General features: G+C 74.0%; 12 protein-coding genes and 1 pseudogene. 9 read left to right on the forward strand and 4 right to left on the reverse strand.

Annotated features, from left to right (window positions below):
* Positions 1-39 precede the first annotated feature (39 nt).
* The 5 genes and pseudogenes from LC193_RS22095 (at position 40) to LC193_RS22115 (ending at position 8,624) form a co-directional block, all read left to right on the forward strand.
* A pseudogene (locus LC193_RS22095) lies at positions 40-846 on the forward strand (hypothetical protein).
* A gap of 150 nt (positions 847-996) precedes the next feature.
* Positions 997-1,878, forward strand: coding sequence for an RICIN domain-containing protein (locus LC193_RS22100; RefSeq protein ID WP_226076806.1), 882 nt, complete (start codon positions 997-999; stop codon positions 1,876-1,878).
* Positions 1,879-1,988: 110 nt separating this feature from the next.
* Positions 1,989-2,645 carry a sigma-70 family RNA polymerase sigma factor gene (locus LC193_RS22105; RefSeq protein ID WP_226076808.1) on the forward strand — a complete coding sequence of 219 codons (657 nt, stop codon included), beginning with the start codon at positions 1,989-1,991 and terminating at the stop codon, positions 2,643-2,645.
* Complete coding sequence (locus tag LC193_RS22110) at positions 2,642-3,904, forward strand: hypothetical protein (protein WP_226076810.1); 1,263 nt, start codon at positions 2,642-2,644, stop codon at positions 3,902-3,904. Before LC193_RS22105 ends, LC193_RS22110 begins: the two co-directional genes overlap by 4 nt.
* 43 nt (positions 3,905-3,947) lie before the next feature.
* Positions 3,948-8,624: an FtsK/SpoIIIE domain-containing protein gene (locus LC193_RS22115; protein ID WP_226076811.1), complete on the forward strand. Its 4,677-nt coding sequence runs from the start codon at positions 3,948-3,950 to the stop codon at positions 8,622-8,624.
* Positions 8,625-8,695: 71 nt separating this feature from the next.
* On the opposite strand, the gene LC193_RS22120 is transcribed toward LC193_RS22115, so the two are convergent.
* From LC193_RS22120 to LC193_RS22130, 3 genes are all read right to left on the reverse strand, one after another.
* Positions 8,696-9,139 (reverse strand): hypothetical protein, encoded by a 444-nt coding sequence (locus LC193_RS22120; RefSeq protein ID WP_226076812.1) that lies wholly within the window; start codon positions 9,137-9,139, stop codon positions 8,696-8,698.
* Positions 9,140-9,200: 61 nt separating this feature from the next.
* Entirely contained in the window at positions 9,201-9,512 is a 312-nt protein-coding gene (locus LC193_RS22125) for a hypothetical protein (RefSeq protein WP_226076813.1), read from the reverse strand.
* Positions 9,513-9,578: 66 nt separating this feature from the next.
* Complete coding sequence (locus LC193_RS22130) at positions 9,579-10,610, reverse strand: hotdog family protein (protein WP_226076815.1); 1,032 nt, start codon at positions 10,608-10,610, stop codon at positions 9,579-9,581.
* 206 nt (positions 10,611-10,816) lie between these two features.
* Between LC193_RS22130 and LC193_RS22135 the strand changes: the two genes are divergently transcribed.
* The 4 genes from LC193_RS22135 to LC193_RS22150 all read left to right on the forward strand — a co-directional run bounded on the left by LC193_RS22135 (position 10,817) and on the right by LC193_RS22150 (position 24,636).
* Entirely contained in the window at positions 10,817-20,155 is a 9,339-nt protein-coding gene (locus LC193_RS22135) for a hypothetical protein (protein ID WP_226076817.1), read from the forward strand.
* Positions 20,156-20,169: 14 nt separating this feature from the next.
* Positions 20,170-22,428 carry a right-handed parallel beta-helix repeat-containing protein gene (locus LC193_RS22140; RefSeq protein ID WP_226076819.1) on the forward strand — a complete coding sequence of 753 codons (2,259 nt, stop codon included), beginning with the start codon at positions 20,170-20,172 and terminating at the stop codon, positions 22,426-22,428.
* A gap of 215 nt (positions 22,429-22,643) precedes the next feature.
* Positions 22,644-23,825 (forward strand): S1 family peptidase, encoded by a 1,182-nt coding sequence (locus tag LC193_RS22145; RefSeq protein WP_226076822.1) that lies wholly within the window; start codon positions 22,644-22,646, stop codon positions 23,823-23,825.
* A 109-nt stretch (positions 23,826-23,934) separates the two neighbouring features.
* Positions 23,935-24,636, forward strand: coding sequence for an SIMPL domain-containing protein (locus LC193_RS22150; RefSeq protein ID WP_226076824.1), 702 nt, complete (start codon positions 23,935-23,937; stop codon positions 24,634-24,636).
* 86 nt (positions 24,637-24,722) lie between these two features.
* Here LC193_RS22150 and LC193_RS22155 read toward each other — a convergent pair whose 3' ends face one another.
* Positions 24,723-26,600, reverse strand: coding sequence for an ABC transporter ATP-binding protein (locus tag LC193_RS22155; protein WP_226076826.1), 1,878 nt, complete (start codon positions 26,598-26,600; stop codon positions 24,723-24,725).
* Positions 26,601-26,691: the final 91 nt, after the last annotated feature.

Raw genomic sequence — 26,691 nt, forward strand, 5'->3', positions numbered from 1 at the left:
ATGTGAGGAGTCGGTCGTGTGCGAGCGGCGGGAGAGCCGATGGGATCGGGACGAGCGGTGGCCCGTACGGCGCCTACGGGCACACCGGGCGCTTCGTGACGGCGGAGCCGCGGGAGCGCGGGTACGTCCCGATCCCGTCGGGGCGCGACGCGGACAGGCTGCGGGCGTTCGCGGCCTCCGTGCCCGGTCCTGCCGCCCGCCCGGCCGGGACGGACGACCCGGCCGCCCTCGACCGCGCGCCGGCCGGCGCGGTCGCCGTGATCAACGGTGCCGGGCCCTTCGCCGCCACCGCCGCGCCCCTCATCGAGGCCGCCTTGCGCGCCCGCATCCCCTACGCGGACGCGGCGGCGGAGATCGCGGCCGACCTCGACACGTTCGCAAACTCCGCCGACCGCGCCCGCCGCCGCGGGCGCCGTCTCCCGGCGGCGCGGGAACGGAAGGCGCGTGCGCCGGAACGACGGCCGACCCGAGTACCGCGACGCCGCCCCGCCGACCCTGACCTGGCGCTTTCCCGACCCGATGGGACCGAGGGCCGTGCCCGGCGAGTTCACCATGGCCGACGGGGCGCGTGGCGGCGTGCCGCGGCCCGCGGCCGGGGCATCTACGCCGTCACCGCGCCGCTCGCGGTGGAGGCGGTCGACCGCGTCCTCGACGGGGCGGACCAGGGCCACCGGCGTCGCCTCCGCCGGCGCGGCCTTCGACGTGCCCGACTTCCTGCGCGCGCTGGCCGCGCACCTCGACGTCGAACGCCCCCTACCGGCCCCTGACTTCCCGCCTGCGCCGGGCGCCGCGCCGGCCCCGGAGGCGCGGGAGACGGGGGAGGCGGTCCCCTTCATCCCCAGTTGACCCATCCGAAGAACTCTTGCAACGCAAACGCAACGTTCGGCAACGTAAAGAACCCTAGTCTCAGGGTGTACCGCAGGCGATTGTTGGAGTAAACCTTTCCCAACGCACTGTCAGCCCGCATCCGACACCCCATCGTGAGGCACCGGATCGATGCCGAAGCAACAACCATCGCGTTTCGTCGACGCGTTCTCCCAGCGCCCGGCCGTCGCCCGCCGCGGGCTCCTGCCGGGGAAGCGGGTGTTCACCTCGGTGGGTTCGGCGGCGGCGGTGGCCGCGGTCGTCACCGCGTCCGTCTGGACCCTGGGGGTCGTCCTGCCCGGTGGCGACGACACGCCCGAGACCGTCGCCGCCCCGCTGCCCAGCCCGCCGGCCCCCGCCCCTGAGGAGACGGAGGAGGAGCCGACCGAGGAGCCCACCGAGGAGGAGACGGAGGAGGAGGCGGAGGAGGAGCAACCGCCCCCGCCGCCCGCCCAGCCGCCCGTGCAGCAGCAGGTCGTCGAGGACGAGCCCACCGAGGAGGAGCCCGAGGAGGAGCCGGAGGAGGAACCCGAGGAGGAACCGGAGGAAGAGCCCCGGCGGGCCGAGCTCGTCAGCGATCCCAACGTGCTCGCCGACGGCGTCTACCGGCTGGTCGCCAACACCACGGACGACCGCTGCCTCGACGTGGACACCAGCGGCACCGCGCCGGGCACCAACGTCCGCCAGTGGGAGTGCAACGACACCTCGGCGCAGAACTTCACGCTCCAGGCGGTCGGCAAGGACACGTACACCATGATCGGCCTGGGCGGCAACTGCGTGGACGTGGAGAACGGTTCGCGCGACGCGGGTGCGAACATCCGCATGTGGCACTGCAACGGCGCCCCGGCCCAGCAGTGGCGCCTTGAGGCCAACCTCAACGGCTACATCGTGCAGTCCATGGTCAGCGGCCGGTGCATGGACGTGGACAACGCCAGCACCGACTGGGGCGCCAACGTCCGGCAGTGGGACTGCAACCGCACCCCCGCGCAGACCTGGCGGCTGGAAGCGCGGTGAGCCGACCGCGAGTCGGGGAAATCCCGCCGCCACCCGCAGGTAACGTCCCGGTCATTCGCACTGGCGTAGCCTCATGTGTCGCACCGTCCGAGCGCTGTTGGAGCAGAGCGATGCCTGACGCTCATTCGCCTCACCCCCTGGCCCGGCCGGCGCTCCGGCCGGGCCAGGCCGCCCCCGCCGCTTCGGCCCCCGCCGCCCCGGCCCCGGCCCCCGCCGCGCGGCCCGCGCCCTGCGCGGCGGCCAGGCCGCCGGCCGCGGAACGCCACCGCAGCCGCCTGCTGCGCTACGCCAACCGCCTCACGCCGGGGGATCCGCACCGGGCCGAGGACATCGTGCAGGAGACCATGCTCAGGGCCTGGCTGGCCACCGACGAGTTCGCGGGCGAGGAGGGCGGGTTCCACGCCGACGACGACCACCTCGCCGCCTGGCTGCACACCGTCGCCCGCAACCTGGCCGTCGACGCGCGCCGCCGCGACCGCAGCGTGCCGGTCGGCATCCTGCCGCCCGCGCTGCTGCGCCGGGCCGCCGACGACGGAGCCGACGTCGCCGACCGGGTCGTCGACCGGGTCGCCGTCCTCGGCGCGCTGTCCCGGCTCAGCCCCCTGCACCGCGACGTGCTCGCCCACGTGCACCTCCGCGACCGTTCGCGGGAGGACGCCGCCCGGCTGCTCGGCATACCCAAGGGCACCGTGAAATCCCGCCTGCACTACGCTCTGGCCGCTCTGCGTACGGAGTTCGAGGCGGCCAAGGCGGCGGAGGCGGCATGAGGAGCACCGATCCCTTCGAGTTCATCGACCGGCACCGGGACACCATCTTCCGCGTGCTCGGCATCATCGCCGTGCTGCTCGTGGTGTTCCTGCTGGTGCGGCACCTGGCCATGCGCCAGGGCGGCTGGCGGGCCGGCTGGCGCCGCCTGCGCCGCGAACTCGCCATCACCGGCCACGCGTTCGCCGCACCCGTCCGCGCCTGGCTGCGGCACCGCCGCTCGCTGCGCGTCCTGGTGCGCGGCCTGCGCGACCCGGCCACCTGGCGGGACGCGGAACGCGCCGTCGCCGCCGCGCGGGACGCCGGGGGCCGCGCCTACGCCGCGCTCGTGGACCGCGACACCGTCACCGTGCTCGTCGCGGGCGGCGACGACGCCTTCCCCGACGACCGGCGCTGGTGGCCGGCCGAGGACGACCCGGCGGGGCACTGGACCGTGGCCAGGGACGAACTGCCGCCCGTCGTCCCCGTGCCCGACCAGGTGCACCCGGTGCTGGTCGCGGTCGGCGAGGTGGGCGGGCGCTGCGCCTTCGTCGACCTCGCGGCCGGCCCGCCGATGGTGTCCGTCGAGGGCGACCGCAGGTCCGCCGTCGCGCTGCACCAGGCCGTCGCCGCCCAACTGGAGGTCCGGCTGCCGGAAGGGCTCGTGGTCGTCGCCGAGGGCGTGCACCGCGACTTCCCCGGCTCGCCGGTGCGCGCCGCGCACCGGGCGGCGCGCGAGCAGCGCCCCACGCTCGGCCTCTCGCCGGTGCTGATCACCGCCGAGCTGCCCGACCCGGTGCCCACCGAACTCTCCGAGCCGCCCGCCCTGTTCCCCGAGCTGCGGCTGCTGCTGCTCGGCCCGGGACGCGGCCACCTGCGCACCCTGCTGACCGACCGGCACGGCCAGATCTCCGTCCTCGGCACGCCCCTGCTCGCCATGGGCAACGCCCTCAGCCGGGCCATCGCGGCGGTGCTCGACCGCATTCCGCCGGTCCTGCCGCCCGCCCCGCCCGCCGGGAGCACCGAGACCCCCAGGGCCTTCATCGAGCTCGACGACGAGGAGGAGGCGGACGAGGAGGAGACCGCGGGCGCGCCGGGCGCCACCGGCGCCGGCTGGTCCGCGCCCACCGTCGTCGCCCCCCGCCCGCCTGCCGCCGAGTTGGACGACGAGGCCGAGAGCGAGCCCGCGCGGCGCCCGTCGGGACCCGCCCGCGAGCCCGAGGCCGCGCCGAGCGGCGGCACGCCCGCCGCCACCGGGACCACCGGCTCGCTGCCGGCCTGACCCGCACCCCGACCCACCACACCGACCCCCGGTTGGACCGCCAGTGAAGCTCACCGTCACCACCGCCGACCAGCAGGGCCGGCTCACGGACCACCTGCTCGACCTGCCGGGCGACGCCACCGTCGCCGAGCTGGCGGCGGCGCTCGGCACCCCGAGGCTCTACCTCGGTGAACGCCAGCTCGACTCCGACGCCCCGCTCGGCCGCGACGGCGTCAGGGACGGCGTGCTGCTCGGCCGCGGCGCGCCCGCCCCGCCCCGGCCCGTGGCCGCCCGCGCCTGGACCCCGCCGGGCACCGACCCCGCGCTCCTCGAACTGCGCCACGTCTCGGGACCAGGCGCGGGCCGCGTGTGGCGGCTCGGCCCCGGCGCCTACGAGGTCGGCAGCGACCGCAGCTGCGCCATCCGCCTCGCCGACGGCCCGCCGGAGGACGCCGACGAGGGCGCTGAACTCCCGCCGCGCGGCACGTGGATCACGGTGCACGCCGACGGCTCCGCCAGTTTCCGGCTGCCCCAGGACGCCGACCCCGACGTCTGCGGCCTGCGCAGCCTCACCCCGCCGCCGCCCGTCGACCCCGACACCGGCACCCCGCTCACCGACGAGGAGCCGGCCGGGCCGCAGGACGGCGGCCCCGGCGGGCACAGCGCGGAACCGGCCCCGGCGGGCCCCGACGGGGCCCCGCAGCCGCCCGAGCCGCTGCCGCCCGGGCAGCTTCCGGCGCCCGGCGACGGCTCGGAGGACTGGCCCCTGTACGCCGACCTCGCGCTCGGGGACCACCTGCTGCGCCTGGCACCGCCGTTCGAGCCCGACGCCGCCGTCAAGCCGGCCGCCGACGGGCTGACCCTCGACTACAACAGGCCGCCGCGCATCGTCCCGCCGCTCGACGCGGAGAACCTGAGCCTCCCCGGGCCGCCGGCGCCCCCGGGCCCGCGCGCGTTCCCTTTCATGCTCATGCTGTCGCCCCTGGTGATGGGCCTGGCCATGATGGCGCTCTTCCGGTCGTTCTACTTCATGATCCTGATCGTGTTCACGCCGCTGATGGCGGTGGGCAACTGGCTGACCGGGCGCCGCAACAACCGCAAGCAGCACGAGGAGGCGATGCGCCGCTACCGGCTGCGCCGTGCCTCCCTCGAAATGGAGATCCGCCGCGCCAGCGTCGAGGAACGCGCCCTGCGCAACGAGGCGTCCCCCGACCCCGCGAGCGTCCAGCTCACCGCGACGGGCCCGGGCCGCCAGCTGTGGGAGCGCCGCAGGCACCACGGCGACTACCTCACCCTGCGGATCGGCACCGTCGCCCGCGCCTCGCTCAAGAAGGTCACCGACCAGCTGCGCGACAACAACCACCGCCAGGTCCACTGGCGCCTCGCCGACGTGCCCATCGGCGCGGAACTGCCCCAGCTCGGCGTGCTCGGCCTCACCGGAACGCCCGCCACGGCCCGCGCCGTGGCGCGCTGGGCCGTCGCCCAGGCCGCCGTCCTGCACAGCCCGCGCGACCTGCGGATCGTCGTCCTCACCGACGAGCGGCACAGCGACGAGTGGTCCTGGGTCCGCTGGCTGCCGCACCTGCGCCCCGCCAGGCGGGGCCCCGGCGCGCCGCTGATCGCGCTGGGCAACGACGCCGACTCCACCGCCCGCCGGGTCAGCGAGCTGTTCGCCGACATCCAGAACAGGATGACCCTCGCCGGCGGCGCCGGGCGGCAGGCCGCCGCCCCCGCCGAGCCCGACGTGCTGGTCGTCATGGACGGCGCCTACCGGCTGCGCGAGGTGCCCGGCGTCACCCAGATCCTGTCCGAGGGCCCGTCCGTGCGGATCTTCAGCCTGTGCCTCGACGAACGCGAGCGGCTGCTGCCCGAGCAGTGCAACGCCGTCGTCACCGCCGCGGGCAACCAGCTCACCGTCCGCAGCTCGGGCAGCCCCACCGTCACGGGCGTGCGGGCCGACCAGGTCGACCCCGAGTGGTGCGAGGAGGCGGCCCGCGCCCTCGCGCCGCTGCGCGACGTCAGCGTGGACGCCGACGCGGGACTGCCCACCGAGGTGCGGCTGCTCCCGCTGCTCGGCCAGGAGCCGCCGGACCCGGCCGCCCTGGTGCGCGACTGGCTGCGCAGGCCGGCCAGCACGGCGTTCGTCATCGGCACGGGCTTCGAGGGCACCGCGCACCTCGACCTCGCGCACGACGGCCCGCACGGCCTGATCGGCGGCACCACGGGGTCCGGCAAGTCCGAGCTGCTCCAGACGATGATCGCCTCGCTCGCCGCCGTGAACCGGCCGGACGAGCTGACGTTCGTGCTCATCGACTACAAGGGCGGCAGCGCGTTCCGCGAGTGCGCCGAACTCCCGCACACCCTCGGCATGATCACCGACCTCGACGGCCACCTGGTGCAGCGGGCCCTGGCCTCGCTCGACGCCGAACTCAAGCGCCGCGAGCAGCTGCTCGCCGACGTCGGCGTCAAGGACCACCGCGAGTACCGGGCCAAGCGCGCCCGCGAGCCCGAACTGCCGCCGCTGCCCCGGCTCCTGCTGGTCATCGACGAGTTCGCCACGCTTGTGCGCGAGCTGGTCGAGTTCGTACCGGGACTGATCAGCCTCGCTCAGCGCGGCCGTTCCCTCGGCCTGCACCTGGTGCTCGCCACCCAGCGCCCGGCCGGGGCGGTCAGCAACGAGATCCGCGCCAACACCAACCTGCGCATCGCGCTGCGCGTCACCGACCGCACCGAGAGCACCGACATCATCAACTCCCCGGCCGCGTCCGGGATCTCGCCCGCGACGCCGGGCCGGGCCATGATCAGGCGCGGCGACGGCCCGCCGCTGCCGTTCCAGACGGCCTGGGTCGGCGCGGAACGCCCGGCCGCCGACGGCGCGGGCGACGTGCGCGCCGGAACGGGCCGCCGCGCCGTGCGCGGGACCGAGCTGACCTGGCAGCAGCTCGGCCGGGCGGTCGCCCCCGCCCCGATCGAACCCGAGGAGCCCGACGAGGCGCTGCCCGAGGACGAGCCGGGCGAGGCCCAGGACCCGCCCACCGACCTCAGCGAGCTGGTGGCGGCCGTGCGCGCGGCGGCCGAGGCGCTGCCGGACTTCCAGCCGCAGCCGCGCCCCTGGCTCCCGCCGCTCGATGAGCGGATCACGCTGAACGCGCCGGAACGCGACCCGGGGCCCGGCGCGTTGCGGCTCCCGCCCGTGCCCTACGCCCGCCTCGACCTGCCGGGCCGGCAGGAGCAGCGCATGGGCCACATCGACTTCGCCACCTTCGGGCACCTCTACGTCATCGGCGCGCCCCGCTCCGGCAGGACCCAGACGCTGCGCACGATCGCGGGCGCGTGCGCGCTGCACCTGACCACCGACCAGCTGCACATCTACGGCATCGACGCGGGCGGCGGCGGCCTCGCGGCGCTCGGCGCGCTGCCGCACTGCGGCGCCGTGGTGACACGCCACGACCCCGAACGCCTCGACCGCACGGTGCGCCGCCTCCTGGCCGAACTCACCGAGCGGCAGAGCCGCATCGCCCGCGCGGACGTGTCCTCGATCACCGAACTGCGCGCGAAGCTGCCGAAGGCCGAGCGCCCGGCGCACCTGCTCGTGCTGATCGACGGCTGGGACGCGCTCAACAACATGCTCGACAAGTACGACGGCGGCCGGCTCCTCGAAGAGCTGCTGCGGCTGCTGCGCGAGGGCGCCACGGCGGGCATCCACGTGATCGCCACCTCCGAGCGCATCCTGCTCGGCGGTCGCCCGGCCCAGCACAACGACCGCAGGCTGCTGCTGCGCCAGACCGACCGGATGGACTTCGCGGCGGCCGGTGTCAACCGGCGCGCCGTGCCGGAACGGGTCGCGCCCGGCCGCGGCTGGCTCACCCCGGGCGCCACCGAGGCGCAGGTCCTGCTGCTGCCCGCGCCGGCCGCGGGCGAGGGCTCGAAACTGGCCAAGGAGCCCGCCAGGAAGGGCGACCAGGCCGACGCGCTGCGCGCCATCGGCCGCCGCGCGACCGCCCGCGACGCCGGGGTCGAGGCCGCGCTGCGTCCGTTCCCGATCAGCGAACTGCCCACCGTGATCGGCTTCCAGAAGGCGGCCGACCTGATCCCCGAGGAGAACCGCCGCCCGCTGTGGGCGATGATCGGCGTGGGCGGCGACGACGCGACCCCGATCGGCTACGACTTCGCCGCCGACGCGGGCTCGTTCATCGTCGCGGGCCCGCCCGGCAGCGGCCGGTCCAACACGCTGGCCGCGATGGCCGTCTCGCTGCTGATGGGCGGAACGGCGCTGGTCGTGCTGACGCCCAGGGACTCGCCGCTGCGGCGGCTCGCGGCGCACGGCCTGGCCCGCGTGCTGCCCGGGTCCGACCCGACGGGCGACGAACTGGAGAAGGCGCTCGCCTCGTTGGAGGGCCGCCCTGCCGTCGTCGTCGTCGACGACGCGGACCTGCTGATGAGCGGGCGCGCCGACCAGGCGCTGCGGAAGGTGGCCTCGGCCGGCCGCGACCGGGGCCTCGGCCTGCTGATCGCGGGCCCGAGCGACGGCATGACGGCGATCGGCTGGCTCGGCATCGTCCGCCGCTCGCGGCGCGGCCTGCTGCTCGCGCCGAAGAACCTCGGCGAGGGCGAACTGGTCGGCATGCGCCTGGCGCCCGAGCAGCTGCGGCCCCCGGTGGCCCCCGGCCGCGCCTGGGCCGCCGACCGGCAGGGGCGCCCCGTCGCGCTCCAGATCCCGCACACGGTGCTCCAGGACTGAAAGCCCCCGGGAACGCCGCGGCGGCCGGGCCCTTTCCGGGCCCGGCCGCCGTGCTGGTGGCGCCTGGAACGTCAGCCGTGGCCGTGCAGGACCGTGCGGTCCTCGTTCCAGTGGGTCGCGGTGCCACCGATCTCCTGGCTGGAGTCCCACTCCGGCGGGTCCGGGGGCTCGGTCGTGAAGTCCTCGGCGGTGACCTCGTAGCCGCCCTCGCCGTCGAGCCCCGAGATCGTGCCGGCGAACAGCTCGGCGTCGTTGTTCTGAAGGCTTTCCTTGATGCTGGTGAAGATGTTCGCGAAGATCTGGAGATTGCCCGCCGCGCCCTGGAGCGACCGGCTGAACTCCTCGTACGCGGTCTTCAGGGCCGGACTTGCCTGCTCCAGGTAAAGGCCGTTGTCGAGCAGCGTGCTGACCTCGCCCATCAGCCGGTACAGCTCCGGGATGATGATCCCGCACTGCGTGCTGAGCTGGGTCGTGGTTTCGAGAATGCCCGCGTAATCGGCGGAGAGGTCCGCCATGCTCGCCTCCTTCGATCAGAATGGTGAACGGGGTGAACGGGGGTGGCCGGAGCCTTGGGCGTCAGGCCGCCGGCGGGTTGTTGAGGTTGTTCGCCATCTGCTCGTCGAGGTCCTGCATGCCCTCTTTGATCTTGACGAACTGGTCGGCGAACGAGTCGATGTTGTTGATCAGTTCCGTCAGCTGCTGGTGGAACTCGGTGAACTTCTGGTTCAGCACGGTGCCGGTCTGCGGCATGATCAGGTGGTTGGCCAGCGCGTCGTCCACCGCCCCCTTGGCCGCGTCGGAGGCGGGCCTGATGACGTTGTCGTTGGCGGCCTTCATGGCCGCGGCGGCGGCGTCCACGTCGCCGTAGGTGATGCTGATGTTGGGCATGGCTGGAAGTCTCCTCAGTCACGTGCTCGGGGCTGGGAAAGGGCGTTCTCGCGGCCCTCCGGGCCGTCACTTCTCCACGGGTTCCCAGTCGTCGGTGGGTCCGGGGCGGGTGTACTCCTCGACGGTCACCTCCTCGTTGCCGTCGTCGTCGACCTCGGTGGTGGTGACCGTCTTGGTGCCCGCGCCGGTCTCGTCGTCGATCGTGACTTCCTCGACCGTCGTGCTCTCGTCCGGCCCGTTGGTGGTGCTGGTGTAGTCGCGGTTGTCGAAGCCGACGTCCTCGTTCAGCTCGCCCGAGTACTCCGTGACCGTCGTCATCTCCCCGCCGTCCGGCAGCGTGACCGTCACGTCCTCCTGCGTCACCTGGCCGTCGTCGCCGTAGGTGTACTCGGTGGTCGAGACGAACTCCTGGCCGTCCTCAAGCGTCGTGGTCGTCGTCTCGCTGGTGATCGTGTAGTTCTCGTCGTAGGAGAGCGTGATCTCCGTCGTCGAGCCGTCGGGGTTGGTGAACCGCATGCGGCTGGGCGGGTTCTCGTCCGGGACGGGCGGCTCCTCGCCCGGCTGGTGCGGCGCGTTGAGGTCGGAGACGTCCTGCTCCCACGTGTCGCAGAAGGCGGGCCGGTCGTCCTCCTTGCACACCTCGCCCATCTGGGCGCCGGGGTGCTCCGCGAAGTACTCGGCCGCGCCGATCTCCTCCAGGTAGGCGTTCCACTCCTCGGTGGCCTCGACCCAGTTCTCGTGCCGCTCGACCTCGCCGCGCCAGCGGTTGAACTCCGCCTTGGCGGAGGCGGACGCGGCACCGCTGGCGATCTGCGCGTCCTGCTGGAACACGGCGTCGGCCACGCCGCCGAAGGTGTCGCCGAACTGCTCCAGCTTCTCGCTGGCCTTCTCCGTGCGGGTCCTGCACATCCGGAAGAAGACGCTGAACTGCTGGGACAGGTAGCTGTTCCCGAAGATGGCCGTGTTGTCGCCCGGGTTGTTGTTGCCCATCTCCGCGAACTTGCCGTCGCCGCCCCCGTCGGCGGCCCGTTTGGCGAGCTGGTGCATGCCGTCCCGCATGTCGTACAGGTCTTCGTAGTTGATCGAGAAGTCGGCCATGCACGCCTCCTTGGCCCGGTCGCCGCGCACCCCCGGGTGCGGAGGCGCCTTCGTACCCTCCACGCACCAGCCGCCCGGATGGTTCACAGCAAACTCGTGTGAACCATCCGGCCCGCTCGCGCGTGGAGCTTGCGAGGGGCCGCGCCGGGCGGCTCCCGGTCGGCCGCAGCGAGCGCGTGGCAGCGAGAAGGTGAGGACCCCAGGTCATGGCCCGTCCACCGGACTGGAGCGCGCTCGGCATGGACGACCCGACGCCGGGCGACCCCGACCAGCTCCAGGAGCTGATCACCTCGCAGGGCGCCCTGGTCGACCTCGCGGACGAGATCGACGGCGCCCTCACCGAGCTGATGAACGCGCACAGCACGACGTTCGTCGGCCAGACGGCCCAGGCGCTGCGCGACATGATGGACGGCCGGCTGCGCGACTACATCAGCGGCTTCAGGGAGGCGCACCAGACCGTTCAGGACGCGCTCGTCACCTACCGCACGGTCATGATCGAGCAGCAGGGCATCGCGGACTCCGCGCTGACCGCCGCCCAGGGGCTCGACGAGGACGACGAGGAGGGCCGGGAGACCCACAAGTCCACGGCGGAGACCGCCCGCGACACGCTGGAGAGCGCCGCCAACACGGCCGGCGAGGCCCTCAACTCCGCGGCCTACTCGATTCCCTCGGCCGTGGACGAGTGCGCCGAGTTCTGGAAGTTCCTGACCATCTTCGCGCTGGTGCTGATCATCCCGGCGATGATCTTCGGTGGTGTGGTGGCGCTGGCGGCCATCGCGCTGAACGCCGCGCTGCTGATCAAGACCGCCGTCGACTTCTCCAAGGGCGACGCGAGCGTCACCGACCTGGTGCTCGGCATCCTCGGCGTGCTGATCCCGACCACGCGCGGCATCAACATCACCAAGATCGGCTCCTCGTTCAAGAGCTGGTCCAAGACCACGTTCAAGCCGATGGGGCAGATGAACGGCCTCGGCAAGTTCATGTACCTGACCTACCTGGTGGGCCGGCCGATCCTCTACGTGCCGGTCCACCTGTTCCGGGGCATCAAGAACGCCCCGATGTTCGCCAACATGAGCAACATGAACACCCTGGGCAAGTTCATGTACCTGGGGAACCTCGCCTTCCGCGGCCTCGCCTTCGTCCCCGTGCACCTGACGCGCGCGGGCGCCACCTTCGCCTCGTTCAGCTCCGACGCGCTCGCGACGGCGTGGCGGGCGAACGGCTTCGCGGGTGCCATCAGGACCGTCGGCGACGGCATCAGCTGGGCCGGCAGCACAGCGCTCACCAGGCTCAACGGCCTCACCGGCTTCTCCGGCTACGTCTGGGCCAACGCCAAGCTCGGCGGGCTCACGCTCGTCGTACCGGTCAACGCCGCGGAGATCGGTGCCAAGTTCACGTGGACGGGCCTCGGCCAGGCGGCCAAGATCGGCTTCTGGAACCGCGGCGTGCTCAACCAGTTCAGGACCGGTGCCTTCGTCCAGGGCAACAACGCCATCGACATCCGCGCCTTCCGGGGCATCGCGGACGACGGCAAAGTCGTCGCGGACGTGAACAAGCTCATCAGGTACCAGCCGGGCGGCGCGGCCGGTCTGCACACGATCAGCAACACCATGCACCTGGTCGCGTTCGGCGACATCGGCCGCGGCGCGCAGGGCCTGGTGCCCGGCAACTTCGGCATGGGCGACATGCCCTCGTCCAGCCCCATCTCGCTCAGCTTCGCCGACCGCGGCCTGCACGTCGGCATGACCCACATCCCGGGCCTGGGCGACAGCCTGGCCGACGTGCCGCGCGGCAGCGGCGGCCTGGGCGGCATGCCCCCCGCCAGCCTGGTCGTGCACGCGCCCGGCGTCGACGGCCGCCCGGTCGCCATCACCGTCCCGTTGCTCTCCGACGGTTTCGCCGCCGGGGGCCGCGGCGGCGACGTCAGCGTGGTCATCAACCTGGACGGCTTCACCCCCATCAGGGTCACCTACGGGGAGAACGGGCTGACCATCGTCCCGGTCAACGCGGGCGGCGGCATGCCGGCCATCAACGTGAGCGGCATGCCGCAGCTCGGGGAGATGTCGCTGGTCCCGTCGTCCGGCCTCTCCATCCCGCCGGCCAACCTCAGCCCCTCGGCCGACCTCGCGAACCAGGCGCTCGGCGGCCTGAACGGCGCCCCCAGACTCGGCGCCAACGACCTCGCGTTCGACATCAACGTGGGCTCGATGCCCTCGCTCCGGCTCAACTTCGCCGACGACGGCCTGTCCCTCAGCATGCCGGACATCTCCCTCACCGGCGCGAGCCGCCCCACGGTCGACTTCCCCCCGGTGGAGACCCCCACCCTCAGCGGCATCAACAACGCGGCGCCCGCGCTCCCGGACACCGGCACCCTCACCCCGCCCGCACTCGGCCAGACCGACCACGCCGGCGTCAACGTCGGCGTGCACGCCGGCGGACTGCCGCCCGGCGTCTCCGTCACCGCGCCCCACGCGAACCAGCTGAACGTCGGCCTCGGCAACGCCAACAACTTCTCCATCAACCTGGCCGACGGGCTGCGGCACTCCGTCGACGACCTCACGGCCGCCACTCCCAACGGCCAGTTCGGGAACGTCGACGCCACCGTCGCGCCGCCGGCCGGCGGGATCACCGCCTCTCCCGCGGGCGCCACACCGCCCCCGGCGCGCGCCGACACCGGCTCCCTCGCGGACATCAGCGTCAACGTCAACGGCATCGCCCCCATCAAGATCAGCTCCATCGAGGCGAAGCCGGTCGCTTCCGCGGCGAACGCCGACAGCGCTCTGAACGCCGGCCTCAAGGCCGGGGGCCCCGGCGTCTCCGACGGCATCAGGGCCGCCCAGATCCCCACCCCCGCCGCCGCCACGCCCGATGTCCCCGTGCCCACGGGACTCACCGACGGCGCGAACGGGGTGAGCCGCGGCACCGAGGCGGTCGACGGACCCGGACTCATCGCCACCGGCCGCGCCACCCCGCCGGTCACCACCCACCTGCCCGAGGCCGCGGTCCCCGTTCCGCAGCCCGCCCCCGCGCCGCCCCCCGCGGCGGCCTCCCAGTCGACGGCGAACGGCACACCGCCCCCGTCCCCGGCGCCGGTCAAGGGCAACGGGACCGGTGGCGGCGGCGGTTCGTCGCTCGACGACCTGTTCACCGGCAAGCTCTGGGACATCAACCCGGACCTGGCGGCGTGGCGGGCACTCGAAGCGCTCGGCCTCACCCGCAACGCGCCGCCGCCCGCCCTGTACGGCTCGGGTCCGATGATCGGGTTCGCCAAGACCCCGCCGACCGACTTCGACCCCGTCGAGGGCATCGAACTGCGCACCCTGACGCAGAACAACGCGGGGCAGGTCACCGACCCCGCGGCGACGCCGACTCCGCCCAACGTCGCGCCGGCCGTCACCGAGTCAGGACCCGCGGGCACGGGGCCGCTGCCCGCCGGGACCCAGACGTTCAACACGCCGGTCCACGGTCTCGGCACCCCGCCGGGCACCGTGCCCGCGCCCGCGGGCGGCCCCCCGTCGCCCCTGACGACCTCGTCCTTCGGGCCGCCGCCGCCCGCCTCGACGGCCGGAGGAGCCGGCGGCACGTCGGCGACGCACACGTTCGGGCCTCTCGACGACCTCGACGACCTCTACGACGCCTCGCGCCCGCCCACCCCCGGCCCGTCCCACGCGGCGCCGGGCGGCGGGCACCTCACCGGCGCGCCGCCGGACTCCGCGATCGTGCGGCTCTCGGAGACCCCGGGAGGCGGCTCGGGGATCACGCCGCTGCCCGCGCAGGCCGCCCCGCCGGCCCCCGCCACCGTCACGATCCCCGTGCCGGGACCGGGCGGGTTCCACGTCACGGCGACCATCGGCGAGGGCGGCGACATCGGCCGGGTCACCGTCACCGCACCGGGCGGCGACACGATCGCGGCGACGCGCGCCGACGACGCGGCCGACACGTTCCGGGCGCAGCAGGACCTCGGCGGCGGCGTGACGCGCGACTGGCGGTTCCGGCTCGACGGCAACGAGCTGGCGGACCTCACCGTGTACCGGCACGCCGACCTGAGCGGCTTCGACGGGTTCCAGGGGGCCAGGCTCCGCTTCGACGAACTGTCGGGCACCGGCACACCCACCCTGCTGCGGCGTGGCGCGGACGGGGCCGAGGTCGTCCAGCCCAACGCCGTCTCCAACCTCGGCGCCCACCTGAACGGCAGCCTCGTCACGTTCGACGGCAGCCGGCTCGTGGTCGGCGCCGACGGCCTGGTGACGCACCGCGTCGTGCCGGTGCCCGGGGGCACCAACGGCCACCACGTGTTCGCGCCGGTCGGCGGCCCGCCCGGCGGGGCGACGATCCGCACCCTCGACGGGCAGCAGGTCGACGGCGTCACCGCGACCGCGCAAGTGGGCGGCGGCACACGCCTTGAGGGTGCGGGAGTCCACGTGTCCGTGAACGCCACCGGCACCGAGTTCCACAACGTCATCGAGTTGACCGGGCGCGGTGGGAACGGTCTGGGGACGTTTGTGCATACGCCGGTCGGGGGCGGTGCGCCGGTGGTGCGGGCCGCTGACGGTGCGGGTGCGGGGACGGTGGCGGGCGGTGTGGTGCGGGTGCCGGGTGCGGAGGTGACCACGGTGCATCGTCTGGATGGTGCGTTGGTGGAGGAGGTGTTCCATCTGCGTGGCGGGCCGGATGGGTTGAACGGCCGCGACCTCACCGTGCCTGCCAACGGCAATACGGGGCGTTTGGGGACGGCGGGCGGCGAGGTGGACGTCACGCTCACGCCGCAGGTCGGTGGTGGGCTGCGGTTCGAGGGCGGCGGTCACCATGCGGTGGTCGGTCCTCGGGGCGATGTGACGCACACGGTCGTGGAGGTGACCGGGCGCGGTGGGGGCGGTGTGGGGGCGTTCGTGCATACGCCGGTCGGGGGCGGTGCGCCGGTGGTGCGGGCCGCTGACGGTGCGGGTGCGGGGACGGTGGCGGGCGGTGTGGTGCGGGTGCCGGGTGCGGAGGTGACCACGGTGCACCGTCTGGATGGTGCGTTGGTGGAGGAGGTGTTCCATCTGCGGGGCGGGCCGGACGGGTTGAACGGCCGCGACCTCACCGTGCCTGCCAACGGCAATACGGGGCGTTTGGGGACGGCGGGCGGCGAGGTGGACGTCACGCTCACGCCGCAGGTCGGTGGTGGGCTGCGCTTCGAGGGCGGCGGTCACCATGCGGTGGTCGGTCCTCGGGGCGATGTGACCCACTCGGCGGTGGAGGTGACCGGGCGCGGTGGGGGCGGTGTGGGGGCGTTCGTGCATACGCCGGTCGGGGGCGGTGCGCCGGTGGTGCGGGCCGCTGACGGTGCGGGTGCGGGGACGGTGGCGGGCGGTGTGGTGCGGGTGCCGGGTGCGGAGGTGACCACGGTGCACCGTCTGGATGGTGCGTTGGTGGAGGAGGTGTTCCACCTGCGGGGCGGGCCGGACGGGTTGAACGGCCGCGATTTCGCCGTCTCCGCCGACGGCACCACCGGGCAGCTGCACACCGCCGCCGGTGCGCGGCCGGTCACGGTCACCCCGCAGCTCGCGGACGGCGTGCCGACCGGGTTCAGGTTCGAAGGCGAGGGCCACCACCTCGTCATCAACCCGCGGGGCGAGATCACCCACGACGTCGTCCGGCTCAGGCCCCCGGGCACGCCGGGCGCGCCGGGGTCGTTCGGCTTCATCGGCCGCGCCGATGCCGACGACCTCACCGTGCGCACCGTCGACGGCGGCGCGGTGCCGGGCGCGGACCTCGCCCGGCTCCCCGACGGCGGCTTCTCCCTCTCGACCCGGAACGGCGATGTCGTCGACGACTTCACCGCCCGGGGCGACTGGCAGTCCCGGACCACGCGGCTGCCGGGCAACGGCCCGCAGGGCGCCGACGAGTTCGTGCGCATGCGCCACGCCGGGAACGACCCCGGGCGGCCCGTCTTCGGCCTGTTCGACGAGAACAACGTGGCCATCCCCGACCGCTCGGCGCTGCCGAGGCCGCTCCAGGACGGCTCCACCGGATTCCGGGTCGACGGCGCCGACGGCGCGTTCCGGCTGCACGGGCCGGGCGGCCGGGTGGACGTCGCCGTCAGCGCCCCCGACGCGAACGGCATCCGCAACGTCACCATCCACGCGGCGGACGGCGGCGCCCCGACGAACCTGCGCGTCGTCGAGCTGTCGGACGGCGTCAACTCCCGTTTCGTCGACGTCACCCGCGCGGACGCCCCGCGCCTGCTCGACGGCGAGATGAGCCGGATGGACGGCGTCGCCGTCACGCGCCTGGCGAACGATGCCGGGTTCGAGGTCCGCCCGCAGGGCGGCGTCCGCGCGAACGAGTGGCAGACGTACAGCACCAGCGGGAAGATCACCGGGCAGCGCATCGACGTCTACGTGGGCGGCCGGGTCGTCGACGGCCAGTCCTTCAGGATCACCTACCCGGAGCAGGGCACGCCCACCTGGACCAGGGGGGCCGAAGGCGCCGGGGGGCACCGCTCGTGGCACGACTTCGGCGAGGTCGACATCAAGGGCATGAAGAACGGCCACGTGGCGCTGATCTCCCACACGGGCGATGTGGTCTTCGACCGCCGGGTCCTGCCCAGCGGCAGGATCGTCGACAGCCACGCCGCCAACCCCGGCCTGACCGGCGGCGGGATCTCCTACGGGCGAGGCAGCCGCGAGCACTGGTCCGAGATCAGGACGGACGGCACCCTCGGCGACTTCGGCCGCCGCAAGTGGAGCGTCAGCGGGCGCGCCTGGGTGGACTACAGCCAGAACGGCAACCCCGTCCGGCACTTCCGCGAGGTTCCGCAGGGCGGGCACATCCTGGCCGACATGCGGGGCGTCCCCGCCCACTCGTGGCACGGCCGCACCAGCGTCTGGCACCGGTACGACGCCGAGTACACGCAGGTCGCCACCGGCGACAGGACGTGGGGCCTCGGCCGCGCGTGGACCGACAACATGCTGGACCCGGCCACCGGCCAGATGAAGCTGGTGCACCAGAAGATCAGCCGGGTCGCCGGCTGGGGCAACCTCGACAACCTCCGCCGTTTCCACGCGCACGACATCAACCCGAACGGCAGCTGGAGCAGCCACTGGAAGGGCGTATCGCCGCACGGCAAGGAGGTCGGCGGCTCCGCGCCCATGAAGAACGGCGACACGCTGAACACCCAGCGGATCGCCGAGCAGCGGCCCCCGCACTGGTACCGGACGTGGCTCAGCTCCGAGGTGCGGCACACGGACTTCGGCCCCGGCTGGTTCGGCCGGCACTTCGGCGGCGCTCCGCGTCTCGACGCCGACGGCGTGCCGGTCGTGCAGGCGCCCTGGGCGCGCGACAACACGTTGCAGGTCGGCCGCTGGGAGCAGGTGCGCGGCGGCGAGACGATCGACCACGGCGTGTCGTTCACCAGCCAGCAGGAGTACCTGAAGATCCGGATGAGCCACACCGGGGCGGTCACGGACGAGACCCGCAAGCTCATGAACGGCAACGAACTGCGCGTGGGCGACGTCGAGATGCCCGAGGGCGTCACGTTGCCCAACCACTACCAGGCGTGGTCGGAGGGCGCGGACAACCTGAAGGGCCACCGCTCCTACAACCCGGCGGACTTCAACAACATCAACCTGCCGGCCCAGAGCGGGCTGCGCGGCCAGGACGTGCTGTTCGTCGACCGCTTCCACGTCAACCCGAACGCCGCCGACGCGTTCACGCCGACCGCCAACGCCGCCGACTGGAACATCACCAGGGTCGGCTTCAAGGACGGCACCATGCTGGAGTACCGCCCGCGCCCGCAGGCCGGCGTGGACAACGCGCTCGACGTCCGGCGGACGGCCCACCAGGGCGGCAACGCGGACTGGACGCATCTCGACCACCACGGCGCGGTGATCGCCAGGCAGGACACGTTCGGACTGGGCGCCGACGGCTTCCAGGTCTGGGCCAAGGGCAGCGACAACCCGTTCAGCAACTCCTTCAAGTGGGAGGACAGCAACGGCAACACCGGCATCCGCAAGGTCTCGGCCGCCAACGGCATCCACTACCGGGGCTGGGACCGCCACTCCTTCCAGGACTTCCAGGGCGGCCGACTGGTGCACGAGCACCGGCTGTTCGCCGACGGCGCCACCGTTCAGTCCTGGAAGCTGCCGGGCGCCGCAGGCGACGTGGGGGAGAACTGGCGCTGGAACAAGATGGACGCGAACGGCGTGGCCAAGGAGTTCGGCAACCAGGGCGACCGGGTGCGCGTGTGGTACAAGGGCAACACGGAGTTCGACTCGTGGCAGCCGGGCGCCCGCTGGGTCGACTTCATGGGCACGGGCGACGACGCCGTGCGCATCCAGGAGATCCCGAACTTCGCCAAGAGCGGCAACCCGGTGCGCGACATGCTCACCACCAACCCGTTCCGCGTCCGCGAGTACGCCGCCACGCCCGACGACCTCGGCGCGGTGCGGGGCGCCGACGCCTACCGCGCGTGGAAGGAGCACGACGCCGGCATCGTGACGCGCGAGATGAAGCGGCTGCCCGACGGCACGTTCCTGGAGAAGGACACCTGGCAGAAGCAGTGGCGCCGGTACGCCTTCGGCGCGGACGGCACGCACCACGTGATCAACGAGCGCACCATCCACGGCAACGTCTTCGAGTACGACACCTTCGGGCGGGCCACGCTCGTCGGCCGGGAGACCCACTTCATCGACTTCTCCAACGAGTTCCGCGGGTACACCAGGGAATGGCGCGAACCGCTGCGCTGGAGCTGGGGCCCGGCCGTCACCAACGCGCCCGGCGGGGTCCGGGGCGCCGAGTCCCTGTACACGCCGTTCCTGTTCAACTCGACGGGGGCGCTGCTGGTCGAGGGCGCCCAGGAGTTCGTGCTCGACTTCGTGATGAACCTCGCGGTGTTCGGCATCGTCTCGGCGGCCACCGGCACCCCGTTCACCATCACCGACGTCCAGCAGGCCGCCTTCGCGGCGGCCCTCGGCACCGGCGTCAAGACCCTCTCCGGCGGCCTGCACAACTGGGCGGCCCACCGCTTCGGCTGGAAGTCCGGCTGGGGCAACCACGACCAGGGCCTGCCGTACCACTACCGGCAGAACAACGACGACGTCGCGGGCGAGTTCGCGGGCAACGAGAAGGTGCTGCGCTGGCGCGCCGGCACCTACGACTTCTTCAAGGACACGTCCGTCGGCGCCCTGACCGGCTTCGCCGCGGGGGCGGCGGGCGCGGCGATCTTCGGCGTCAAGGACTCCGAGGGCGAACGGCACCTGCTCTCGGGCGGCGACGCGGCGCTGTTCGGCGCGGCCGGCGCGCTCGGCGGCGTCATCGGCGGGCTCAGCGTCGCCGCCGTGCGCGGCATGATCCAGAACACGGCGGCCAGCCGGTTCTACCACCGCGCCGGTGTGATCGACTTCCTCGTGATGCCGATCATCGGCAAGCTGATGGACAAGACCCTGGCCTACCTCGTGTTCGGGCCGATCATCCGGCCGGCGCTCGGCATCACCCCGCCCGAGCCCGCGCCCCAGCCCACCCCGACCCCCGTGCCCACGCCCGCGCCGGGGACCAACCCATAGGAGGAGTCGGGTCCATGACCGACGAGCCGATCCGTGTCGCGCCCAGGACCAGGGGCGCCCACCGGACCATCGCCGAGGCCCTGGCGGTCGCCCAGGCCGGCGCGGTGATCAGCATCGCGCCCGGCGAGTACGCGGAGACGTTCCGGCTGGCCCGCCGCGTGACGCTGCTGCCGCAGGCGGGCGACGGCTCGGTGACCGTCGCCCTGCCGCCGGGCGTGGGGCCCCTGACGGTGGCCGCGCCCGACTGCCGGATGCGCGGCCTGGTGCTGCGCGGCGCCGACCCGGCCGAGGCCCTGCTGTGGGTCGAGGACGCCTCGGGCCTGACGCTTGAGGACTGCGTCGTCACCCACGGCCGGGTCGAGGTGCTCGGGTCGCGGAACTTCGTTCCCCGGCCCGAAGTGCCGGTCGGCAGCATCCCGTTGGACAACGACCTGTCGGCCGAGCTGGCCGACCCGACGGCGGGCGGCGTCCTGGTGACCCGCCGCACCCGGCTGCGGGCCGCGCGGCACACCGCGCTGCACCTCACGGGCGACGCCCTGGCCCGCCTGGACGACACCGCGATCGAGGGCGTGGAGGGCATCGGCGTGGCCGTCTCGGGCCAGGCCGTGCTGCGGGCCGACCAGTTGCGCGTGCACGGCGGTTCGGGCTCGGCGCTGCGCGCCCGCGACTCCTCGCGCGTGCTGCTGCGCGGCAGCGGCCTGTTCGGCGCGGGCCGCAACGGGGTGCTGGTGCAGGACACGGCCGAGGCGCTGCTCACCGACTGCCGGGTGGAGAACCCGGCGCGCTCCGGGGTCAGGCTCGACCACACGGCGCGCGCCGAGATCAACGAGTCCACGCTCGCGGGCGCCAGGCTGTCGGGCGTCGAAGTGCGCGACCAGGCGCGGGTGATGGCGCGTGGGGCGCGCGTGACGGGCGGCGAGACGGGCGTGCGGCTGCGCTCCAGCGAGGAGTCGCTGATCTTCCACTGCACCGTGACGGGGCAGCAGGGCAACGGCGTCGAGCTGGCCGCGGGCGCGGCGCCCCGGCTGCGCGGGGTGCGGGTGGCGCGTTCCGGCAAGCACGGCGTGTTCGTGGGCGAGGGCGCCCAGGGCACGTTCGACCACTGCGACGTGATCGCGAGCGCCCTGCCCGCGCTGCACGTGGCGCGGGACGCGGCGCCGCGCTTCCGCGGCTGCCGGGTCTTCGACTCGGCGCACGACCTGGGCGTGGAGGCGGGCGCGCAGGCGGTGTTCGAGAACTGCGTCGCGATCAACGTCGGCTCGCCCCGGCTGCCGGGCATGGACCGCGGCAGCGGTCCCGAGCAGCCGCCGACGCGCGGCCCCGGCCACGACCCGCGGCGCAAGGCGCCGGGGCCGGAACAGGACCGGGAGCGGGGCCGGGGGCCCGCCGCCGCGGCCCCCACGCCGAAGGCGTCGGCCGACCCGGGCGCCCGGTCGTCCGAGGACGAGTACGAGGAGGGGCCCACGCAGGAGTCGCTGCCGGAACTGCTCGCGGAGCTGGACGAGTTGGTGGGTCTTGACGGCGTCAAGCGGGACGTCGGCGGGCTGGTCAAGCTGATGCAGACCGTCAGGATGCGGCAGGAGGCGGGCCTGCCGGCCCCGCCGCTCAGCCGCCACCTGGTCTTCGCGGGGAACCCCGGCACGGGCAAGACCACGGTCGCCCGGCTCTACGGCCGGCTGCTGAGCGCGCTCGGGCTGCTCTCGCGCGGCCACCTGGTCGAGGTGGACCGCAGCGCCCTGGTGGGTGAGTACATCGGCCACACGGGACCGAAGACCACCGAGGCGTTCCAGCAGGCCATGGGCGGCGTGCTGTTCATCGACGAGGCGTACGCGCTCACCCCGCCCGGGGTGGCGCAGGACTTCGGCAGCGAGGCCATCGCGACCCTGGTGAAGCTGATGGAGGACCACCGCGACGAGGTCGTCGTCATCGCGGCCGGCTACCCGGGGGACATGAACCGGTTCATCGCCTCGAACCCGGGCCTCGCCTCCCGCTTCACCCGCAGCCTGACGTTCGCGGACTACTCGACCGACGAGCTGGTCCGCATCGTCGAGCACAACGCGCGCAAGCACCGCTACCAGTTGACCGACAACGCGCGGAAGGCGCTGGGCGGTTACATCGGCGCGATCCCGCGCGGCGAGGGCTTCGGCAACGGCCGCACCGCGCGCCAGCTGTTCCAGCAGATGACCGAGCGCCAGGCGATGCGCGTCGCGGAACTCACCGACCCCGAGGCGGACGCGCTGATGTCGCTCACCGAGGAGGACTTGCCGGGGTAGGGGCGTTCCGAATGCGGCGCGTTCCGGGCGCATGCGGGCCCGCCCGGGCCCGGTCGTGCCCGCGCCGGGCGGTGGTGGGTCCCGGCGCGGCGGCAGGCCCTTGGTCTAGACATGTACATGTCGATTCTCTACGCTGCGTCCAGTCGACACGAGCGCGCTTCCGTCTGCTCCGTTCCGCCCCCAGGCAGGTAGAACGACCGAAGGAGACCCCCACCATGAGACGCGCCACGGCCCTGCGCCTGCGTGTGTGCACCTCCGCCCTGCTCGTCCTCGGCGTCCTCGGCGCCACCGAGGCCAGCGCCGACCCCGCCCCCGATTCCGCCCCCGACGCGACGCGGGAGGCGGCAGCCGCCGCGCCCGCCCTCGTCGACGCACTCGCCCGCGACCTCGGCATCGGCGAGGACGAGGCCCGCACCCGGCTCGCCCAGGAGGCCGAGGCCGCCGAGGCGCAGCCGGCCGCGCGCGACGCGGCGGGCGACGCGTTCGCCGGCGCCTGGTTCGACCCGGCCGCCGGCTCCCTCGTCGTCGCCGTCACCGACCCGGCCGCCGCGGGCGAGGTCCGCGAAACCGGCGCCGAGACCCGGCTGGTGGCGCACAGCGCCGCCGAACTCGACGCCACCGCCGAGGCGATAGCCGACCTGGCCGAGGGCGGCGCGCCGCCCGAGGGCGTCGTCGGCTGGGGCGTGGACACGCGCGCCAACACCGTCACCCTCGACATCGTCCGCGGCACCGCGGGCGACGCGGAGGTGGCCGCGTTCGTCGCGGACGCGCGCCGCGCCGGGCCGGTCGAGGTCCGCGAGCGGGCCGACGCGGCGCCCGCGCCGTTCGCCGCCGGGGTCGTCGGCGGCGACCCCTACCGGACGGGCAACGTCCGCTGCTCGATCGGCTTCTCCGTGCACGGCGGCTTCGTCACGGCGGGGCACTGCGGGCAGCCGGGCGCGGCCGTCTACGGCTGGGACGGCTCCCTGATGGGGCGGTTCGAGGGCTCCTCCTGGCCCGGCAACGACTACGGCTGGGTGAGCGTCGGCCACGGCTGGTGGACGGTCCCCGTCGTGCTCGGCTGGGGCACGGTCTCCGACGCCCTCGTGCGCGGCTCGGCCGAGGCCCCCATCGGCGCCTCCGTGTGCCGCTCGGGCTCCACCACCGGCTGGCACTGCGGCACCGTGCTCGGCAAGAACGAGACGGTGAACTACGTGGGCGGCGAGGTCGTGCACGGACTGACGCGCACCAGCGTGTGCGCCCAGCCCGGTGACTCCGGCGGCTCGTACATCAGCGGCGACCAGGCCCAGGGCGTGACCTCGGGCGGCTGGGGCAACTGCTCGTCCGGCGGCCAGACCTGGCACCAGCCGGTGAACGAGATCCTGTCGGCCTACGGGCTGCGCCTGCACACCGCGTAACCCCCGGGGGGCCGGGCCCGCCGCGCGGCCCCGGCCCCCGGTCCCGCGGGGGCCGCGCCGCCGCGCGGTCCCCGCGAGGACTGTCACAGGGGTCTGCCAGGGTGGGGGAATGACCGACAACGCCCCCGCCCCCGTCCCCGCGACCCCGGAGGCGCCGCGCGTCTCCGTACGCGGCTCGGCCCGCCTTGAGGTCGAGCCCGAGATAGCCCGCCTCGGCGTCGCCGTCTCCGCGCGCGGCGCCGACCGGGCCGCCGCGCTCGCGGCCCTCACCCGGCGCAACGCCGACGCCCTCGACCTGATCAAGTCCTACGGCGACGCGATCGAGAGCATGAGCACCGGCAGCTTCGTGATCACCCCGGAGCTGACCAGGCGCGGGCGCGGCGAGCAGGTGCGCGCCCACCACGGGCGCGTCCATCTCTCCGTGACCGTGGCCGACTTCGGCGTGCTCGGCGAGCTGACCACGCGGCTCGCCGACCTCGACCTGACCCGCGTCGACGGCCCGTGGTGGGCGCTGCGCCCGACCTCGCCCGTGCACCGCGAGGCCCGCGTCCAGGCCGTGCGCGAGGCCGTGACGCGCGCCCGCGAGTACGCCGCCGCGCTCGGCTCCGACCTCGCCGCCCTCGTCGAACTGGCCGATGTCGGGGCCGACATCGAGGCGCCGGTCGCCTACGGCCGCGGCGCGCGGGCCGCCGCCCCCGCCGCGGCGGGGGCCGCCGAGGCGCCGCCGCCCGCGCTCGACCTGGAGCCGCGCCGCCAGACCGTACGGGCCCAGGTCAACGCCCGCTTCACCATCGTCCCGCCCGTCCTCTGACCCGTCACCCTTCACCGCGCCGGACGCGCCGGGGGCTCGCCGGGCCGCGAATGAGCCATGAGCCGGCCTGGAGTCCCATCCGGCCGCTACGTCGCGGTCAGGGTCGGAACGGCGGACTGCCGGCCTTCCTGGAGGGCGAGCAGCTCGGCGAACACCGAGCCGGGCATGGCGGACAGCTCGGCGAACGTGCCCTGCTCGGCGATGCGGCCCTGGTGCATGACAACGATGCGGTCGGCATGGCGGGTGCTGATCAGGCGGTGGGTCACCAGTACGGTGGCGCGGTCGGCTGCCAGGTCTCGCATCGTGCGGAACAGGGCGGATTCGGCGCGGGAATCGAGAGCGGCTGTCGGTTCGTCCAGGACCAGCAGGGCGGCGTCCCGGTGGAAGGCGCGGGCCAGGGCGATGCGCTGCCATTGCCCGCCCGAGAGATCGTGGCCGCCCGCCCAGGAGCGGGCGAGTGAGGTGTCCAGTCGCTGGGGCAGGGCGGCGATGACGCTGTCGGCCCGCGCGGTGGCCGCGGCGTTGTGCACCGCCTGGTCGCCCTCGGGGCGTGGTGTGCCGAGCTGAATGTTCTCCCGGGCGGTGAGCGGCCAGCGGGTGTACTGCTGTGGAACCAGGGCGACATGGGCCCACACCGTGTCCGGGTCGGCGTCGGCCAGGTCGACGCCGTCCCACCGCACCGCGCCGGAGTCCGGCAGCGCGAGCCCGGTGAGGAGCTGCACGAGCGTGGATTTGCCGGCTCCGTTCTCTCCGACCAGGGCGACGACTTCACCTCGGCGCACGCTCAGGGAGACACCGTTGAGCGCCCGCCGCTCGGTGCCCGGATAGGCGTAGCTGACGTCATCCACCTCGATGACATCGGGCCCCCGGGCAGGGATGGGGACGGTGCCGCGACGGGCAGCGTGCTCGGCGGCCAGAACGTTCCACCGGTCCCAGTCCCCGACATACAGGGCACTGCGGAACAGCCGCCCCGCGCTGTCGCCAAGACCGGTGAGCGCGGCGGTGATCGTACGCACCGCGATCACCGCCGCCCCGGCCGCGGCGAGGTCGATGCGGCCGGTGGCAGCCAACGCGGCGAGCGCGGCCCAGGTGACCAACTGCCCGAGGGCGGCGCCGAGGTCCCCTGCGACCCGAGCGCGCTCCGCCCGGCGGGCGCCGGCGAGCACCGCGGCGTCCAAGCGGCGGGAGACCGCACGGAAGCGGCCCTGAAGGAAAGGAGCCATGCGGGCGGCGCGGATCTCGGCGGCGCTGTCGCGGTCGGTCGTGTGGAAGTAGAGGTAGCGCCGAAGGCGTCGGTCCGACATGGTGTCGTGCCGCACGGTGTGCTCGATCCGGGCGACACGCAGAGTTGCTGCCGCGCCCGGCAGGGCGGTCATGGCGATCAGCGGCAGCAGGACGGGGTGCAGCGTCACCAGGACCGACAACGCGCCGATCGTCTGCGCGAGGGACGCGACGGCGGCTTGGGCGTCCGTCACGAGGTCGGCCATCGATTGGGCGCCGTCGTCCGCCGCCTCCAACGCGTCGCGAACGCCCGGCTGTTCGTAGCCGGTGAACTCCATCCGGTTGGCGCTGGCGACGACGGCATAGCTCGCCTCGGTGACGACGCGCGGGCCGACCCGCGCCGCCGCCATGCGCGCGGCGCCGTCGGCGGTGTAGCGCACCACCAGCGCGATCAGCAGCATCGTGATCACGGGCAACGCCGCGTCCGCGGAGTCGCGCCACGGCCGGTCGGCCAGCAGATGCTCCAGGACGGCGGTGGTGGCGATGAGGGCGGTGGCGGCGGCCACCGCGGCCACCGATTGCCCGAGGGCGACGGCCACGACCGCGGGCCGGTCGGTCCGCCATGCCAGCCGGGTCGCCTGGCCCAGAATGGTCGGCAGTTCGGTGGTGACGGCCCGGCCGGTCATCGCCAGTGTCCGCTGGTGGTGCACGTCGGGCGGGGGCGGGTTGTTCGAGCTGGTCATGCGGTCCATGTGTGCCGCACGCCGCGGCGTGCGGCACGAGGTTTCCCATAGCGATCCGGGACCCGGCGCAGGTCACGCCCTATGAGGCGTC

Source organism: Streptomyces marincola (genome assembly GCF_020410765.1).
GTDB lineage: Bacteria > Actinomycetota > Actinomycetes > Streptomycetales > Streptomycetaceae > Streptomyces > Streptomyces marincola.

Coding starts and splice junctions, on each gene's coding strand:
- LC193_RS22100 (WP_226076806.1), top strand. CDS start 997: ATGCCGAAGCAACAACCATCGCGTTTCGTCGACGCGTTCTCCCAGCGC.
- LC193_RS22105 (WP_226076808.1), top strand. CDS start 1,989: ATGCCTGACGCTCATTCGCCTCACCCCCTGGCCCGGCCGGCGCTCCGG.
- LC193_RS22110 (WP_226076810.1), top strand. CDS start 2,642: ATGAGGAGCACCGATCCCTTCGAGTTCATCGACCGGCACCGGGACACC.
- LC193_RS22120 (WP_226076812.1), bottom strand. CDS start 9,139: ATGGCGGACCTCTCCGCCGATTACGCGGGCATTCTCGAAACCACGACC.
- LC193_RS22125 (WP_226076813.1), bottom strand. CDS start 9,512: ATGCCCAACATCAGCATCACCTACGGCGACGTGGACGCCGCCGCCGCG.
- LC193_RS22130 (WP_226076815.1), bottom strand. CDS start 10,610: ATGGCCGACTTCTCGATCAACTACGAAGACCTGTACGACATGCGGGAC.
- LC193_RS22135 (WP_226076817.1), top strand. CDS start 10,817: ATGGCCCGTCCACCGGACTGGAGCGCGCTCGGCATGGACGACCCGACG.
- LC193_RS22140 (WP_226076819.1), top strand. CDS start 20,170: ATGACCGACGAGCCGATCCGTGTCGCGCCCAGGACCAGGGGCGCCCAC.
- LC193_RS22145 (WP_226076822.1), top strand. CDS start 22,644: ATGAGACGCGCCACGGCCCTGCGCCTGCGTGTGTGCACCTCCGCCCTG.
- LC193_RS22150 (WP_226076824.1), top strand. CDS start 23,935: ATGACCGACAACGCCCCCGCCCCCGTCCCCGCGACCCCGGAGGCGCCG.
- LC193_RS22155 (WP_226076826.1), bottom strand. CDS start 26,600: ATGACCAGCTCGAACAACCCGCCCCCGCCCGACGTGCACCACCAGCGG.